This is a genomic window from Bacillus sp. BR3(2024) (genome assembly GCF_039134555.1).
Taxonomy (GTDB): Bacteria; Bacillota; Bacilli; order Bacillales; family Bacillaceae_G; genus Bacillus_A; species Bacillus_A cereus.
In genome coordinates this window covers 459,023-475,316 of record NZ_CP152433.1, presented here as the reverse complement: position 1 = coordinate 475,316, position 16,294 = coordinate 459,023, and the positions used below count along the sequence as shown (strand labels likewise).

Genomic DNA, 16,294 nt, shown 5'->3' with positions numbered 1-16,294 from the left:
CATCATTATAGCATGAGAAAACCGTAAGCATACATGCTTACGGTTGATTGCCTTTTACTAAGTCATCTAGACTTTTAAAATGATACCCTTTCTCGCGCAAATCATCAATGATTTTCGCAAGTGCTTCTGCATTATCTTTTGATATTGCATGAAGTAATAAAATAGATCCTGGATGAATCATCGTCATAACATTATTATGCGCATATTGCCATCCTCTTTGCTGATCCACTTTCCAATCCAAAAATGCAAGTGACCAAAATACATTATAATAGCCCATTTCTTTCGTAAGAGCTAACGTTCTTTCACTAAATACACCGCGCGGAGGACGTACATATTTCACTTCTTTTTGCCCAGTTACTTTTTTAATTTCTTCCGTTACACTTGTTAATTCTTCACGAAGTTTCTCATCATTTACCGCTGTAAAATCAGGATGACTCCAAGAATGGTTTCCAATAATATGTCCTTCATCCTTCATTCTTAACAATAAATCTTTTTGTGTTTTAATGTAATGCCCCGTTACAAAGAAAGTTGCTGGTACTTTTTTCTCTTTTAATACATCTAATATTTTCCCTGTGTATCCATTCTCATATCCATTATCAAATGTTAAATAAATATCTTTTTTCTTCGTATCTCCTAAATAAAACCCGCCATTTTTTTGTAGTAAATCTGTATATAACTTTCCTGCATCTGGTACTGTTTCATTTTTAGGACGCGGGATTCCCCAGTTATGTGGAGTATTTGTATAAGCCAGTGCTGAAACTGGAACAAGTGCCATCATAATTGAAAAAATGAGACCGATATATAACCATTTATATTTCATAAATAGTCTCCTTTCCATATATAATCGTACTTGTAGTTTCTGTTGCTACACATTCTTTCATGCTGAACATGTTTTTCTATATATACCAAAAAAATGCATCTCGAATCATTCGAGATGCATTTTTTATTTACTTAAATACTGGCTCTTTAAAGCTAGCTAATTTTTCAAGTGATGTTTTATCAACATCTGCATGTAAGCTATTACCATGAGAGTCCATCGTTACAACTGCTTTAAACCCGTCGATACGTAAATGCCACATTGCTTCCGGAATACCAAATTGTAAGAAATCAACATCTTTCACTTCTTTAATACATTCAGCATAATATTGCGCTGCACCACCGATTGCGTTTAAATATACACCGCCGTGTTCTTCTAAAGCCGCTAATGTTTTCGCACCCATACCGCCTTTTCCAATGACAGCGCGAATACCGAATTTCTTCATAATATCGCCTTGGTACGGTTCTTCACGAATACTTGTCGTTGGACCTGCCGCTTTAATTTGCCAATTGTCATTTTCATCTTTCACAACAACTGGACCACAGTGGTAAATAATTTGTCCATTTAAATCTACTGGACAATCATTATCCATTAAATGCTTATGGATTGCGTCACGACCTGTATACATCATGCCATTAATTGTTACAACATCACCAACGCGAAGTTCACGAATTTGCTCTTCTGTAATTGGTGCTTGTAATACAATCTCACGTTGCTCTGTTTTTTCTTGTACTTCATGCTGAAGTGTATCTTCACCTTCTTGATATAGCCAATCCATAATGTCTCCTGTTTCAGGATGGATTTTCACACCAAGGCGACGATATGCCCAGCAATTATACGCAACAGATACATAGAAACTAGCTGGCAAACGATTATAGACGCCAATTTTACAACCAAGTAAAGTTGTTTCTCCGCCAAATCCCATCGTACCAATGCCAAGCTTATTCGCATTTTCTAATACGTACTCTTCAAGATGTTGTAACTCTGGTACTGGATTGACATCATCTAATGTACGGAATAATTGATTTTTTGCCAATTCATAACCTGATGTGCGGTCTCCCCCGATACCAACACCAATTACACCAGCGCTACATCCTTGCCCTTGTGCTTGATATACTGCATGAAGAAGGCATTTACGAATCCCTTCTAAATCACGGCCAGCTCGTCCAAGTCCTTCTAGTTCACACGGTAAGCTATATTGAATATTTTTATTCTCACAGCCACCACCTTTTAGGATTAAACGTGCATCAATATAATCTTTTTCCCATTGTTCAAACTTAATCACCGGTGTACCTGGTCCTAAATTATTTCCACTATTATCTCCAAAAAGAGAATCAACAGAATTGGGACGAAGTTTACCATCTTTTGTCGCCCGCTCAAGCGCATTATAGATAGCTTCCTTCAACTTTAATTGATTCACACCAACTGGTGTATAAATTTTAAACGTTGGCATCCCTGTATCTTGGCAAATCGGCGAGATGTTATCATCAGCCATTTTAATATTATTTGTAATTGTGCCAAGTGCCATCGCAGAACGAGTCCCTGCATTTTCTCGCTCTTTCGCTTGTTGAATCGCACGACGAACATCTTTCGGTAAGTTCGTTGACGTTTCAACAATTAGTTGATACATGCTTTCTTGAAGCTTTTCCATTGTTACTTCCCCCTCAATTGTGAACGCTACCAAAACGTTATGAGCTGAAAATTCAATTGTTATGCTCTTTAGCTATTTATTTGTTTCACGCTATTAGAGCATAAATGAAATTTTTCACAACTTGATTATACCTCTTTTTCTATCGTCCTTCTATTACCCGAACAGAAAAAGGCTACCAAATTGGAATTGGTAGCCTTTTTAATATATTATTCGTCTTTTTTAAATTGCTCACATTTTAATTCTAATTCATCTAACATTGCAAGAAGACGATCTACATCTTCTAATTCTACTTCTTCAGGTTCAATTGTATCAATTACTTCAATGAACATATTTAAACGTTCTTTTAAATATACTAATTGTGTATCTTTATCTTGAATTGCTTTTCCCATGAAGGCACTCTCCTTTTAATTCGAGTTGCTTTTATTATACCGCAAAAACGATTGCTATGGGCATGAAATTTCATCAATTTTGTCACAGTCATCCACTATAATGTAAGCCCTCTCTCTTTCCATGCTAAAAAGTTTCACTTTATAAAAAGCACATATTCTTCTATTATAGAGAATGGACAAATTGTTATTTCAATAGTCAAAGGAGTATTTCATATGACGATATCACAAAAAATGAAGCCGATTACTCCTTCTTACGATCCATGGGAAGCGTATATGGACCTTGAAGAGTACGGCAAACTACTATTAACAAATGTTGAATTTACAACGACGACGTTATGCAACATGCGCTGTGAGCATTGCGCTGTTGGTTACACGTTACAGCCGAAAGACCCAAATCCGCTTCCGATGGATCTTTTATTAAAACGATTAGATGAGATTCCTCATTTACGTTCTTTAAGTATTACTGGCGGCGAACCTATGCTTTCAAAAAAATCCGTCGACAACTATGTAACACCACTCTTAAAATATGCCGATGAACGAGGCGTTCGCACTCAAATCAACTCTAACTTAACTATAGATTTAGCACGTTACGAACAGATTATTCCTTATTTAGACGTATTGCATATATCTCATAACTGGGGAACAATTGATGACTTCGTTGAAGGCGGATTTGCAATGATGGAGCGTAAGCCTACTTACGAACAACGTGCAAAATTATTTGAAAGAATGATTACAAATAGTAAGGCTCTATCAGATGCAGGTGTACTTGTATCGGCCGAAACAATGCTAAACAAAAGAACTCTACCACATATTGAACATATTCACCGCCAAATCGTCGAAGAGATGGGCTGTAAACGTCATGAAGTTCATCCAATGTATCCAAGTGACTTCGCGAGTAATCTAGAGATTTTAACAAAAGCTGAAATTCGTGATGCGATTGAACATTTACTAGAAATTCGCGATGAAAATGTATGGATGCTATTTGGAACTTTACCTTTCTATGCTTGTAGCGATGACGAAAAAGACATAGCTACATTTAAAAAATTGCAAGAGAGCAAAAATGTAACTGTTCGTAATGATCCAGATGGCCGTTCTCGTTTAAATGTAAATATTTTCGATGGAAATATTATTGTGACGGACTTTGGTGATGTTCCACTTCTAGGAAACATACAAACAAACACATTACAAGAAGCGTATGAAAAATGGAGCACTTCAAAAACAGCAAAATCATTAAGCTGCCACTGTCCTGCAGTAAAATGTCTTGGACCAAATGTTCTTGTAAAAAACAGCTACTATCCGACAGAAGATTTCTTATCAAAAACAGCAAACATTACATTATAAAAAAAACGTCAGCTTATAAGCTGACGTTTTTTATGTTATTGCGAGTGAGAAGAAGAAATAAATTTAAAAAACAAATGATCATGAATTGGAATTGCCGCTCCAATTCCTTGAGAAGTAATATTTTTCACAACAAGTCTTTTTTGATTTCCCTTTAATACAAGATACACTTCTCCAAATGTTACTTTTCCCTTTTCATTTACTGCTGGTGTATAAGCGTATAAATATCCAAGTTGACTCGGACTAATATTATACACACGCTCATGCCCAGTACCATAACCAATAGTTGTCTTAAACGAAAGAGGTAATTGTACTTTTTCAAGTGCTTTGAGAAGCATCATTTTTTTCACATCTGCAGCATCTTTCATATCTGCTGTTAAATCGCCTTCAACCGTCTTTTGTGTTTCTTGCTTATAGCGAAGTGGATATAAACGGTCTCCTCCGCGATTATCATACACATTTCGATTCACTTGTTTATATTCCCAATTAATCGATGTGTCTACTGATTCATAATGTAAGGCCCATTGACCTAAATAAATTTTTGCCCGATACCCTACTGCAAGTGGCGCATTTGAAATTGTCGTTTCATTAAACATCCGAATTAAGTCTGGATTTTCAATTTTAATATTAGCCGTTTTCAATAGCTCTTGAGCAAATTTACTTGGTTGTAAACGTGGCAGATCTTGCGCATCATTTGGAAATGTATTGTCTTTTGAAATATTTAAAACAGATGAAGGCATTTTTGTTCCTACTGTTGTCTTTGCAAAACTCATGTTAGGAAATAATAAAATAAACGAGACCATAGTTGAAAGACATATGCTGTATACTCGTTTCACCTGTCTGGCTCCTTCCTATGTAGGTATATATACTACTTCGTTTATTGTTTTCTCTGAGCGCAATTGTTATGCCTATTTTTCATAATAAATAAAAACCAATTCCCATAATGACATACGCCGCTAGTAAAGTGCCTCCTTCAAACCAGTTTGTATCTCCATCATTGGAAATCGCAATCGTTAAGAAAACGGCTGTAATCATAGACACAAGTTCTGGTATGGTAAATACTAAAGGCATCCTTTGCGCGAAGAACATAGATAGTAATACTAATACAGGAGCAACAAACATGGCGATTTGTAATGTAGAGCCTATTGCAATTTCAACTGCAATATTTACTTTATTTTTATAAGCCATAATAATTGCAGACGCATGTTCCGCTGCATTCCCAACAATTGCAACGATAATAACCCCTATAAATAACTCTGACCAGCCAAATGACTTTGCAACAGTTTCAAAAGTATGCACGAGTGCCTCTGACACATAAGCTACCGCTAGTGTTGCTATCGCTAAAATAAGTAGCGCCTTCCCTTTCGACCACTCTGGCTCTTCTTCATGCGCTACTTCGTCACTTTTATGTTGATATACACCACGGTGCGTAACTAACTTAAATAGTAATGCAGCAAGGTACATGATAATCATAATAATAGAAACACCTATACTTAATTGATACGTCTTGCCAGCGTCCATCTTCATTGAAAAGATCTCTGGAATAACAAAGGCCACAACAACAGCAAATATTAATAAAGCTGAATTATGCCTTGCATCATATACATTAAAACTTTGTCTTTTGTATTTAAGACCTCCAACAAAGAAGGATAACCCTCCTACTAATAATAAATTTCCAAGTACAGATCCCGTTAAAGAAGCTAACACCACTTCAATTAACCCTGCTTGAAGTGCAAAAATTGAAATGATAAGTTCAACAGCATTACCGAAAGTAGCATTTAATAATCCGCCTATTCTAGGACCAGAAACAATTGCTAGACTCTCTGTTGCTCTACCCATAAAACCAGCTAATGCGATAATCGTAACACAATACACAGCGAACATAATTGTTTCTGGCCAATGAAGTGTTTTTCCAAGTACAGATAGTGGTACACCTATAAGCGCTACTATAAGAAATATTTTATTAAACATGTTTTTCATCCTTCCATCGTATGTATTTCTCCTCAATATTATTATTATTCTTCTCCTAACTTGTCCGATTTCATCACAATTACGTTTAAAAAATCGGATTGAAGAAAACAGTATGAAAGATATTTAAATTATCTTGTTTAAACAGACAGAATTATAAATTGTGAAAAGGGGTTAAAATTATGCACTTAAAAGAAAAAATCGCAACTATTATTCAAGGTCAACGTACTGGTGTATTATCTACAGTACGAAATGAGAAACCTCATAGCGCCTTTATGATGTTTTTCCATGAAGATTTTGTACTGTATGTTGCAACAGATCGACAATCAAAAAAGATAACAGATATTGAACAAAATCCTAATGTCCATGTACTACTCGGACGAGAAGGGAAAAAATTAGATGAAGATTATATTGAAGTTGAAGGATTGGCTTCAATTGAGGAAGACTCGACATTAAAAAACAAGTTTTGGAATAATAGCTTAAAACGTTGGTTACTCGGCCCTGAAGACCCTAATTACGTATTGATAAAAATCAACCCCAACACAATTTATTACATCGATGGTGCCGGTACGACGGAGCCTGAGTTTTTACGACTATAAAATAAAACAAGCCCCCCTTAGGTGGGCTTGTTTTGTCGAAAAGTTCTTTTGAAAAAAACAATAAAATAGGTGGAACTTTCTAAAGATTCTGTTATATAATAGCATTAACTTAAATAAACTGTATTAAAACAGATTGAGAGGAGAAATAAAATTGATGAAGAGAGAAGAACGCAAAAACATGATTGAGTTTATTGAAAAGAAAAAAGGGATTGAGCGTGACGAATTACTGTTTATGACAGACGATGAAGTAGAACATATTTATAATGTAACGTACTTTTTATATGAGGAAATTGCAGAGTAGTATAATAATCCCCACCTTATTAAAAATATAAGGTGGGGATTATTTCGCTATTTAGCCCACTATTTACAGGCAGTAAAACTCCCACCTTAAAATTCAGGTGGAGCAAGAAGTTAAGTTGAAGTCGTGCTTCCTATAAGCTCAATTGCTTCAACTTTATACATGAGAATCATTTTCATGTATAATACTGTAAGATTGGAGGAATTTTACTATGAGTTCGTGGCTCTTATTTGCACTATTATCAGCAATTGCTGCTGCCCTTGTATCGATTTTTGGAAAGTTTGGTTTAGACGGCATCGATGCAAACGTTGCAACAACAATTCGATCTATTATTATGGCATTATTTATGATAGGCGTTATTATCATACAAGGTAAATTTCAAAATATCGGCGACGTACTGCTAAATAAAAAAGCACTGCTATTTATCACATTAAGTGGGATTGCAGGTGCTTCTTCATGGCTATTTTATTTTCTTGCCCTCAAAACAGGAAAGGTTTCACAAGTAGCTCCTGTCGATAAATTAAGCGTCGTATTTTCTATCATTCTCGCTATGATTATCCTCGGTGAAAAGTTAAACTTTATGACCGGCGTTGGTGTAGTCTTTATTACAGCTGGTGTATTATTTATTGCTTTCAGCTAAAAAAACCGCTATTAGCGGTTTTTCTTTTTCTTTATGTACAACCATACAAAACATGTAACAACTGCTGAAATTAATAAAATCCATATTCCATAATGATGTAAACTATACTCAACGAAGCGCCACTTCTCGCCTAACTTCCAGCCAAGCCCAATAAAAACACTTATCCAAATGAGCGCACCACCGTAAGCGTACAAACAAAAACGCCAAAGTGTCAAATTTGATACCCCAGCAAAATATGCTGTTAAATGACGTACGCCCGGTATAAAATAACCAATCATTAAAAGAAATGGCCCATATTTTTCAAATAAAATATGTGTTTTTTCAATGTGATGTTCTTTAATTCTAATTTTCGGCCCATATTTCTTTAAAACAGGGAGCCCAAGTTTTAAACCTAATATGTAGCTTAACGTGATCCCTAACATCGCACCAGCCAGCCCACTTAAAAAAGCAGCAGTTCCTGACATAACTCCTTTTGAAACATTATAACCAACAAAGGTCAATAAAAACTCGTCTGGTATCGGTAATCCGACAATCCCACCAGCCAAAGCTATAACAATTCCAAAATAGCCATAATGCGCGATTAACTCGCCAATATGTTGTTCCATTCGGAAGACACATCCTATGCACGGTCGTTATTCCACATTGTACCCTTTCTATCTTTAAGGCAAACATGGTATACATATTCACTATACATTGTTTTTATAATGAACTCTACTTCTATTCTTTCCTTTAACAGAGATAAAGAAAAACTTTACTCAGTGGGAGTTTTGTTCATCCTCTACTAATTATTAACCTATGCCAATCTTGCTTTTACAGACATCCCGACTCCACATAACTCACTTACATTCACCAATTTTGAGATTAGATTCTTATTGCCCGCAAATAACCCGATAAAAAATAAAAATTCATATGCGTGTTTTTTTGTTACAATAAAGGAAAGTTACTTTTCGCAACGGTTTAACTCTCAAGAAAAATGATATATCTAGCAAAAACATAGTTTGGTCTATATAATGCAACTTCTACCTATTAAAAGAACATACACCCTTTTACATACAACATCATTTTTCTAAATTATACAGGGGGGAACGAACATGACCATTGAAAATCAATTTATTCAAAAAGTTTACTATAAAACATTTTTAACAGAAGAAACTTCTACTCCTGCATCGGAAGTACTCGGTGAAGCATATATAAATGAATCTAAAAATGAATTCTCCAACATTTCTAATATTCGATTTGCTCAAGGTGAATTTTATTATCAAAATAAAGATTTTGAAGCAGCTATATTTAAATGGGAAAAAGTAAATAATGCTCTTGCACTTTGGGCGACAAAAAATATTGCAGATGCTTATTTTGAACTAGGATTCTTACCAAAGGCAGAAGAAATTTATCAATCTATTCAAACGGAAGATACGACTCTTACGATGGAGGTTTCCTTACAACTTCTTTCTCTTTATATCGAACAAGATCGTTTAGGACTCGCTTTTAAGACGATTAGTGAAGCTGTTGCATTCCAACCGGATTACCCAAATATTACTGCAATTGCACGTTCTTTCTATGAAAAACAAGAAGATTGGAACAACGCTATCGAACTAGCTGTTCAAGAAGGTATCCGAACACAATCTTTACACTGGTTTGATACGTTAATAACTTACATAAACAAAGGATTTACAAAAAATATTAAGCCTGAATATTTCTATGAGTCTTTAAAAGCTCTATATGCTGTTGATCAAGCTCAATTTAAAGAACTTGTTATTGCTCTTTGGAATAGCTATCAACATGAATCCTTATACCTTCCTTGGATTCAAAGTATTAATCATTTATTCTTGCATATTGAAACAGACAATAATGACGATTGGAATGAAATCTCTACTCGCTACCAAGAAACATACTTTGCATTAATTACCGGAAATCATTTTATGCATGAATTAAACGGACTTGTACCAAATTTATTAACAAATTGGTTCAGTTTAACGAAAGCAAAAGATTCTCTAGTTGTCTCTGCAGCAGTGTTAGCATGGAATGAAGTCTCACCTACAACTTTAGAATCATTACTCGTAAAAAGTGCTGGATCCTTACTTTCTAATACATCAGCTGAAGCAGATGTAAATATGGAAACAGTTTCTCATTTATTCGAAACAATCGCTGTATGGGCTGAGAAAAATGATGTAGATTTAAGTCATCAATTTACGCTACTCGTCCATGAACTATGTGATTTAAATGTCACACCAATACTAATAGCTGGAACTAGTGACCATGATAAAACATCATTTGTTAATTCAATATTGGGAGAGAACATCTTAACTGAAACTTTAACAACTCCTATTCTATTTAAAGACGCTAGTCAAACTGAAATAACAGAATTTACCGAGTTAGATATAAGAAATATCCCTAACCTTGATGAATTCCATCAAATAACGGCTACATCTGCTCAGTCAGAACTTGAGAAAAAATGTATAGAAATTAAGCTACCAAGTAGGTTTTTAAGAAAAAATAAGTTTACATTTCTTATTACACCATCTATTCAAGGACAATTGGATAAAAACAATGCATACTTTGAATACTTACAAGCAGCAGATAGCCTTGTATACGTATTAAATTCTTCTTCACCATTGCATAGTCAAGAAATTGATACGTTAATTTATTTACGTGAACAAGTACCAAACTTACAAATTCACTTCGTATCACACACAAATAATACGACTACTGATGAAAAACTAATTAGTAAACTTAAAGTACATTTTCCAGATGCACAGTTCTTCCCATACTCTCCTTCGCAAGAGAGTAGCCAGCAACTTGGAGATGTAACAGAATCTATTCTTTCTAATCTTGCAAAACGCGATATAGAAAAAGAACGTATAGAAAAGCTAATATGGTTTACGCAAAAGACAATTGCTTATCTCATAAATGAACGTGTGGAATTAGAAAATACATTAGTAAAATCCGTACGCTGGAATAAACACATCTCAGTGAAACTTACTGGATTTATTAATAACCTTACTGCTCTTGAAAAAGATAAAATTCGTTCTATTACCGAATCCTATCTTTTAACGAAAGAAGAAATTACACGAGATATACATTCTCAAATTCCTGAATTATTACAGAGCTGCTCTGATCTTGTTCAAGAAGATAGTGATTTCAAATTAGTTCATGAAGAATTAAATGCTGCAATGAATGAACGAGTTCAAAAGCATGTACAACAGGTACTTCTTCCTAAATTTACTGGGTCTATTCAAGAATGGATTGAAACAGCACATAATGAATTTATTCAAGCTCAAGCTTATTTAGATGAAATGAGTGAAACGTTTAATAAATTATATAAAGAAGAACGTATGAAACTTCCTTGCGATTTCAAATTATTAGATGATTGGAATCGAGATGTTGTACGAATGACAAATCGAATTACAGTAACGAACATCAATATTTTATTACGCTTTACACCGACACAGTTTTTCTTAAAAAGTGCCGGAAAATTATTTGGTAATATGCAAAAAAACCAATCTATGCTCGCCAACAAATATAAACAATATATTGAAACAGAAGACTATACAGAAATTGCTCACACAATTTCAAAACAATTCTTCCTTCAATTTGAAGTATTTGAAGGTGCATTAGAACGTGATATCATGATGTTCTTCAAAGATCCACTTAATATATTGAAACAAAATGTAGATGCAGCTCAACTTGAGATAAAGGAAGACGAGCAAACATTAGCAACGCTAAGAAGCAATCCAGAAACATATCATGATCCTTTGGCGTTATTTAAACTACAATTGCTACAACATAAATTCGTTTTAAGTACTACAAAGAAACATGAAGATATTTTTGTATCAAACGAATCTCCTACTGTTTAACCAAAAAAACCAAGCAAACTAAAATTTGCTTGGTTTTTTACTTTATTATTTTCATATGTTCAAACGGATAATAAATGCCTGCCAACTTTCCTAACACATCTTCTCTATCAATAAAACCTAAACCATTTCTACTATCTTTACTTATTAAGCGATTATCTCCCATAACAAAAATCTTATTTTCGGGAACTGTAATTGGTCCAAAGTCCTCTGTTAAATTCATAAGTTTTTTTTCTGCTTGTTTTTTATTACTATCCAAATACTCTTCATCTTTCACTTCAGAATTTACATATAATTGATCATTTCTCATCTCAATTATATCTCCAGGTAATCCAATCACTCTTTTGACATAAAAATTATCTGTTTTCATAACAATAATATCTTCTCTCCCATAGCTTTCAAATTGTTTTGCTAACTTATTAACAATCACCTTATCTCCATCTTGCAACGTTGGCCTCATAGATGCTCCTTTTACAGTCGTAGGGAAAAACACAAAAATTTTCGCCAAAAACACCAATAAACATGCGATTGCAATAGTTCCAAAGAATTCACGCCAATGTTTTTTCTTTTGCATCATTTCACCATCTCATCATCTTTTTACTTTTATTATAAATAATACAACCGATATTTTTCTACAAAATTCCGAATTATAAAATTATAATATCAGAAATTTCAAAATGGTAATACTGATCAAATTAAACAAGCAAAAAAGATACTCTCAAAATAGTCTATTCACTATTTTGAGAGTATCTTTTTATAATCCCACATATACAATACACATTTGAGCAGCTACATATGTAAACCAAATCCAAAGTGGCTCATACTTCAATTTACGCCCTCCGATATCTGTCACGCCAATAATAAAATCAGAAATCACAAATAGTAAACCACCAAACGCTGGTATCCACCATATCCCTGTATTTTCATAATATAAGGCGAATGCAAAGCAAGCCATTCCTCCAACCCACAATCCGTAAATTAGAGCTCCTATCGTAAACAATTTATCCTGTTTATCATTTCGGATAAAGAAGAACCATCCTACAATTAGAAAGAGCCCATATACGAGTAAACCAATCCAAAAACCATTCCACGAAATTCCTGTTTGCAAAAATGCTTTTACATAAAAACAATGAGCAAGAGCGAAAGTAACCATCCCTCCAATTAACCTGTGACCAATTGGAATCAGCCCAGCCATAAACAAATCTCCCACAGTCGATAAAGTCATACCAAGTGCAACCCACGTACTATACTCTACAGATGGATCTTGTAACCATATCCAAATTGCACTACCTGTTAAAGAAAAACTAAGAATAAGACGGATTACTAAAGGTAACGGCATATTATCTTTCGTTCTTTTTGTCTGCCGCATTGCATAAATTGCACCAATTAAAAAAAGAAGTATTTGCCCAATTAACACCACGTAAAGTAGATTCATAACATGTTCTCCTCAATAAATGCTTTTTGTATCTTTTTTCGTTACACTTAGTCTATTATCCTTTTTCTATGAAAAAAAGAAGAACAGTACTGTTCTTCCATTGTAATCGCTTTTCTGCTCTCTATGCTACTTGTTTTTCTTGCTCCATTTTTTGCTTAGCTGGCGTTCGATTTACCACAATAATTCCCGCGGCTACACATGCTAAACCGAGTAGCACAAATGAATGAATTGCTTCACCTAAAATCATGCTCGATAATAACACACCAAATACGGGTATAAAGAACATATACATAGATACTTTTCCAACCTTGTTGTACTTCATAATTGTATTCCAAATGCAAAAACCAGCTGCAGATAAGAAAGATAAATAAATCAGCATAAGTAGTTCATGTAGACTAAATGTAAATGGCATGACTCCAACTTGTAAAGCCCCTATACATAATAATCCTATAGAACCAAACATCATTTGGTATGCTGTCATATAGCCAACATCTAATGTTTTACTACCTTCTTTTGCTAATATGTTTCCATATGAATACAGCATTGCTGCACTAAGAAGTAATAAGCTTCCGATTCCAAAATGAAATGATAAGCTACCATCACTCGGCACATTTACTAAAATGACGCCACAAAAACCAATCGATACCCCAATTATTTTTCTTATATTGAGAGCATCATCTTTATATAAAAAATGGGCGAGTAAAATTTGAAAGAATGATGATGTCCCTGAAATGATAGCTCCTTCAATTCCTGAACTATAACTCATTCCAATGTAAAAACAGATATATTGAAGAAACGTTTGGAATAAACCAATTTGTATTAACTGTTTCCCCGTTCCTTTTTTGAAGCTCATATCTTTTCCTAACACTTTAAAGAATAATAAGAGCATGACTCCAGATAACAAGAAACGATAACCGGCAAATAATATTTGTTCTCCAACTTCTTGTGGTTGAATTCCAAGTTCAGCATAACTTAACTTAATAAAAGGAAATGCGCTTCCCCATAAAAAAGTTGCTACTATTGCAGCAATAAATACGCCAATCGGATGGGTAAAAAATTTCTCTGTCTTCACTTGTTGTCTTCCTTTCCGACCTTTTTATGAACAATATTCATATATACCAAAGGAATTGCGAAAACACAAGTTTTCCGTTTATACTTGAAACAAAACCGTACCATCTCATAAAAACATATGATATACTATAGAATAATTACAACATAATAACTATTAAAAACAGATTCAACAGAAATGCTGCTATCCATTATGGATGGCAGCTTTCGTCGTTTTATAGGGGTTTCGATTTTGATTATTTTTCTCAATAAGAATTCGGAAGGAGCGAGTAGTAATGAACTCAGAAGTAAAAACGTTACACGCAAAAGAAACAATTTCTCATCCCTCTTTATGGGACACATTAAAAAAACATTATGAACTTGTATTTGCAGTGGCATCTGGTATTTTTATTTTAGCTGGCTGGCTATTCACAAAGAACGATGCAATGAATGTAGGTATTACTTGCTATATCCTTGCTTATATAGTTGGTGGATATGCAAAAGCTAAAGAAGGCATTGAAGATACGATTGAAGAAAAAGAGCTAAATGTTGAAATGCTAATGCTCTTTGCAGCTATCGGTGCTGCAATTATTGGCTACTGGGCAGAAGGGGCTATTTTAATCTTCATCTTTGCGCTCAGCGGTGCTATGGAATCTTATACATTAAGTAAGAGCCAAAAAGAGATTTCCGCTCTTCTTGACTTACAACCCGAAGAAGCATTACGCATTTCCAACGGAACAGAGGAACGTATTCCTGTTGGAGAGTTACAAATTAACGACATTATTTTAATTAAACCAGGTGAACGTGTTCCTGCTGACGGTACGATTCATAACGGTGAAACAAATATCGATGAAGCAGCAATCACGGGAGAACCTATTCCAAATGAGAAAAGATATGGCGATGAAGTATTTGCAGGTACTGTAAATTTACGTGGTGCTATCGAAGTTAAAATTACGAAGCCGAGCGATCAAACATTATTCCAAAAGATTATTCGTCTCGTACAAAGTGCACAAAGTGAAAAATCACCATCACAACTATTCATCGAAAAGTTTGAAGGAACATACGTAAAAGGTGTACTACTCGTTGTTGCGCTTATGATGTTCGTTCCTCATTTCTTACTTGACTGGAGCTGGAATGAAACGTTTTATCGCGCTATGATCTTACTTGTAGTCGCATCTCCTTGTGCACTCGTTGCTGCCATTACACCAGCAACGTTATCAGCCATTTCTAACGGAGCAAGAAATGGAATTCTCTTTAAAGGTGGCATACATTTAGAACGCCTCGCTTCAGTAAAAGCAATCGCCTTTGATAAAACAGGAACATTAACGGAAGGTAAACCTACCGTAACAGATATATATGTTCGAGAAAATATGACAGAAAAAGAAGTACTTTCTATTACAGCATCAATTGAAAGTCACTCTACACATCCTTTGGCTGAATCTATTGTTAAATATGCACAACATGCGTACGACATTACATTAAAAAAACCAGAAAAGGTTGAAGATGTAACTGGTTTTGGGCTAAAAGGAATATTCGAAAACAACGCTTATAAAATAGGTAAAGCTGATTTTATCGGTGAAGAAACAAAAACATTTCATAATGGTATTTCTGCCTCACTTGAAAAGGAAGGTAAAACTGTCGTTTATATTAGTGATGAGGGAGGCATTCTTGGACTTATCGCTTTAAAAGATACGCTTCGCCAAGAAACAATAGCTGCTATTCGTGATTTACAAAGCATTGGTGTCGAAGCAATTATGATTACTGGAGATAATGAAGAAACGGCAAAAGCAATTGCCTCTGAAAGTAATATAAAGGAATATTACGCATCATGCTTACCAGAAACAAAAGTTGAAACGATTAAAAAGTTAAAAGAAAAATACGGTACAGTAGCAATGGTCGGAGACGGTATAAATGATGCACCTGCACTAGCTACTGCTAGCATTGGTGTCGCAATGGGAGAAGGAACAGATGTAGCTTTAGAAACTGCGGATGTTGTACTGATGAAGAACGAACTATCTCGTCTTTCTCAAGCGATCCGTCTATCAAAACGAATGAATCGTATTGTGAAGCAAAACGTAATCTTTTCGCTAGCCGTTATTGCCATGCTAATTTGTTCAAACTTCTTGCAATTTTTAGCTCTTCCATTCGGTGTTATTGGCCATGAAGGAAGTACGATTCTTGTCATTTTGAATGGCTTACGATTATTAAAAGGAAGCAAATAAAACGGGTCCCTCATAGAGGACCCGTTTTTTTTAATGATA

The 16,294-nt window shown here is 34.7% G+C and carries 15 protein-coding genes; 6 read left to right on the top strand and 9 right to left on the bottom strand.

All coding sequences use genetic code 11. The features are described from left to right. Nucleotides 1-37 precede the first annotated feature (37 nt). The 3 genes from pdaA to V7S45_RS02445 all read right to left on the bottom strand — a co-directional run bounded on the left by pdaA (nt 38) and on the right by V7S45_RS02445 (nt 2,857). Complete coding sequence (gene pdaA, locus V7S45_RS02455) at nt 38-820, bottom strand: delta-lactam-biosynthetic de-N-acetylase (RefSeq protein WP_000875956.1); 783 nt, start codon at nt 818-820, stop codon at nt 38-40. Between the two features lie 127 nt (nt 821-947). Continuing rightward, nucleotides 948-2,468 carry a class I fumarate hydratase gene (fumA, locus tag V7S45_RS02450; RefSeq protein WP_000413523.1) on the bottom strand — a complete coding sequence of 507 codons (1,521 nt, stop codon included), beginning with the start codon at nt 2,466-2,468 and terminating at the stop codon, nt 948-950. A gap of 206 nt (nt 2,469-2,674) precedes the next feature. Next, the gene (locus V7S45_RS02445; protein WP_000513558.1) at nt 2,675-2,857 is read right to left on the bottom strand and encodes an SE1561 family protein; all 183 of its coding nucleotides are present in this window, start codon (nt 2,855-2,857) and stop codon (nt 2,675-2,677) included. 213 nt (nt 2,858-3,070) lie between these two features. Between V7S45_RS02445 and yfkAB the strand changes: the two genes are divergently transcribed. Next, a complete protein-coding gene (gene yfkAB, locus V7S45_RS02440; RefSeq protein WP_088346430.1) occupies nt 3,071-4,198 on the top strand; it encodes a radical SAM/CxCxxxxC motif protein YfkAB in 1,128 nt (375 codons plus the stop codon). 35 nt (nt 4,199-4,233) lie between these two features. On the opposite strand, the gene V7S45_RS02435 is transcribed toward yfkAB, so the two are convergent. Both V7S45_RS02435 and cax read right to left on the bottom strand, forming a co-directional pair. Beyond that, complete coding sequence (locus tag V7S45_RS02435; RefSeq protein WP_002083605.1) at nt 4,234-5,031, bottom strand: YfkD famly protein; 798 nt, start codon at nt 5,029-5,031, stop codon at nt 4,234-4,236. A 79-nt stretch (nt 5,032-5,110) separates the two neighbouring features. Further along, nucleotides 5,111-6,166: a calcium/proton exchanger gene (cax, locus tag V7S45_RS02430; RefSeq protein WP_000482137.1), complete on the bottom strand. Its 1,056-nt coding sequence runs from the start codon at nt 6,164-6,166 to the stop codon at nt 5,111-5,113. A gap of 179 nt (nt 6,167-6,345) precedes the next feature. Between cax and V7S45_RS02425 the strand changes: the two genes are divergently transcribed. The 3 genes from V7S45_RS02425 to V7S45_RS02415 all read left to right on the top strand — a co-directional run bounded on the left by V7S45_RS02425 (nt 6,346) and on the right by V7S45_RS02415 (nt 7,700). After that, nucleotides 6,346-6,762 carry a pyridoxamine 5'-phosphate oxidase family protein gene (locus V7S45_RS02425; protein ID WP_025687061.1) on the top strand — a complete coding sequence of 139 codons (417 nt, stop codon included), beginning with the start codon at nt 6,346-6,348 and terminating at the stop codon, nt 6,760-6,762. Between the two features lie 154 nt (nt 6,763-6,916). Continuing rightward, nucleotides 6,917-7,063 (top strand): BH0509 family protein, encoded by a 147-nt coding sequence (locus V7S45_RS02420; protein WP_000817786.1) that lies wholly within the window; start codon nt 6,917-6,919, stop codon nt 7,061-7,063. Nucleotides 7,064-7,271: 208 nt separating this feature from the next. Then, entirely contained in the window at nt 7,272-7,700 is a 429-nt protein-coding gene (locus tag V7S45_RS02415) for an EamA family transporter (RefSeq protein WP_000100295.1), read from the top strand. A gap of 11 nt (nt 7,701-7,711) precedes the next feature. Here V7S45_RS02415 and V7S45_RS02410 read toward each other — a convergent pair whose 3' ends face one another. Beyond that, nucleotides 7,712-8,305 (bottom strand): DedA family protein, encoded by a 594-nt coding sequence (locus V7S45_RS02410; RefSeq protein ID WP_000434872.1) that lies wholly within the window; start codon nt 8,303-8,305, stop codon nt 7,712-7,714. A gap of 486 nt (nt 8,306-8,791) precedes the next feature. On the opposite strand from V7S45_RS02410, the gene V7S45_RS02405 reads away from it, so the two are divergent. Then, nucleotides 8,792-11,554 (top strand): GTP-binding protein, encoded by a 2,763-nt coding sequence (locus tag V7S45_RS02405; RefSeq protein ID WP_000151418.1) that lies wholly within the window; start codon nt 8,792-8,794, stop codon nt 11,552-11,554. A gap of 37 nt (nt 11,555-11,591) precedes the next feature. Here the strand turns inward: V7S45_RS02405 and lepB are convergent, their stop codons facing one another. The 3 genes from lepB to V7S45_RS02390 form a co-directional block, all read right to left on the bottom strand. Then, nucleotides 11,592-12,128, bottom strand: coding sequence for a signal peptidase I (gene lepB / locus V7S45_RS02400; RefSeq protein WP_025687051.1), 537 nt, complete (start codon nt 12,126-12,128; stop codon nt 11,592-11,594). Between the two features lie 177 nt (nt 12,129-12,305). Continuing rightward, nucleotides 12,306-12,986, bottom strand: a complete 681-nt coding sequence (locus V7S45_RS02395) for a lysoplasmalogenase (protein ID WP_001051082.1) — start codon at nt 12,984-12,986, stop codon at nt 12,306-12,308. 121 nt (nt 12,987-13,107) lie between these two features. Continuing rightward, a complete protein-coding gene (locus V7S45_RS02390; protein ID WP_342761641.1) occupies nt 13,108-14,058 on the bottom strand; it encodes a DMT family transporter in 951 nt (316 codons plus the stop codon). A 271-nt stretch (nt 14,059-14,329) separates the two neighbouring features. On the opposite strand from V7S45_RS02390, the gene V7S45_RS02385 reads away from it, so the two are divergent. After that, a complete protein-coding gene (locus tag V7S45_RS02385; protein WP_001083750.1) occupies nt 14,330-16,255 on the top strand; it encodes a heavy metal translocating P-type ATPase in 1,926 nt (641 codons plus the stop codon). Nucleotides 16,256-16,294: the final 39 nt, after the last annotated feature.

What these genes read in the sequence shown, in the direction of transcription:
- pdaA (WP_000875956.1), bottom strand. Translation starts at nt 820, where the DNA reads ATGAAATATAAATGGTTATATATCGGTCTCATTTTTTCAATTATGATG.
- fumA (WP_000413523.1), bottom strand. Translation starts at nt 2,468, where the DNA reads ATGGAAAAGCTTCAAGAAAGCATGTATCAACTAATTGTTGAAACGTCA.
- V7S45_RS02445 (WP_000513558.1), bottom strand. Translation starts at nt 2,857, where the DNA reads ATGGGAAAAGCAATTCAAGATAAAGATACACAATTAGTATATTTAAAA.
- yfkAB (WP_088346430.1), top strand. Translation starts at nt 3,071, where the DNA reads ATGACGATATCACAAAAAATGAAGCCGATTACTCCTTCTTACGATCCA.
- cax (WP_000482137.1), bottom strand. Translation starts at nt 6,166, where the DNA reads ATGTTTAATAAAATATTTCTTATAGTAGCGCTTATAGGTGTACCACTA.
- V7S45_RS02425 (WP_025687061.1), top strand. Translation starts at nt 6,346, where the DNA reads ATGCACTTAAAAGAAAAAATCGCAACTATTATTCAAGGTCAACGTACT.
- V7S45_RS02420 (WP_000817786.1), top strand. Translation starts at nt 6,917, where the DNA reads ATGAAGAGAGAAGAACGCAAAAACATGATTGAGTTTATTGAAAAGAAA.
- V7S45_RS02415 (WP_000100295.1), top strand. Translation starts at nt 7,272, where the DNA reads ATGAGTTCGTGGCTCTTATTTGCACTATTATCAGCAATTGCTGCTGCC.
- V7S45_RS02410 (WP_000434872.1), bottom strand. Translation starts at nt 8,305, where the DNA reads ATGGAACAACATATTGGCGAGTTAATCGCGCATTATGGCTATTTTGGA.
- V7S45_RS02405 (WP_000151418.1), top strand. Translation starts at nt 8,792, where the DNA reads ATGACCATTGAAAATCAATTTATTCAAAAAGTTTACTATAAAACATTT.
- lepB (WP_025687051.1), bottom strand. Translation starts at nt 12,128, where the DNA reads ATGATGCAAAAGAAAAAACATTGGCGTGAATTCTTTGGAACTATTGCA.
- V7S45_RS02395 (WP_001051082.1), bottom strand. Translation starts at nt 12,986, where the DNA reads ATGAATCTACTTTACGTGGTGTTAATTGGGCAAATACTTCTTTTTTTA.
- V7S45_RS02385 (WP_001083750.1), top strand. Translation starts at nt 14,330, where the DNA reads ATGAACTCAGAAGTAAAAACGTTACACGCAAAAGAAACAATTTCTCAT.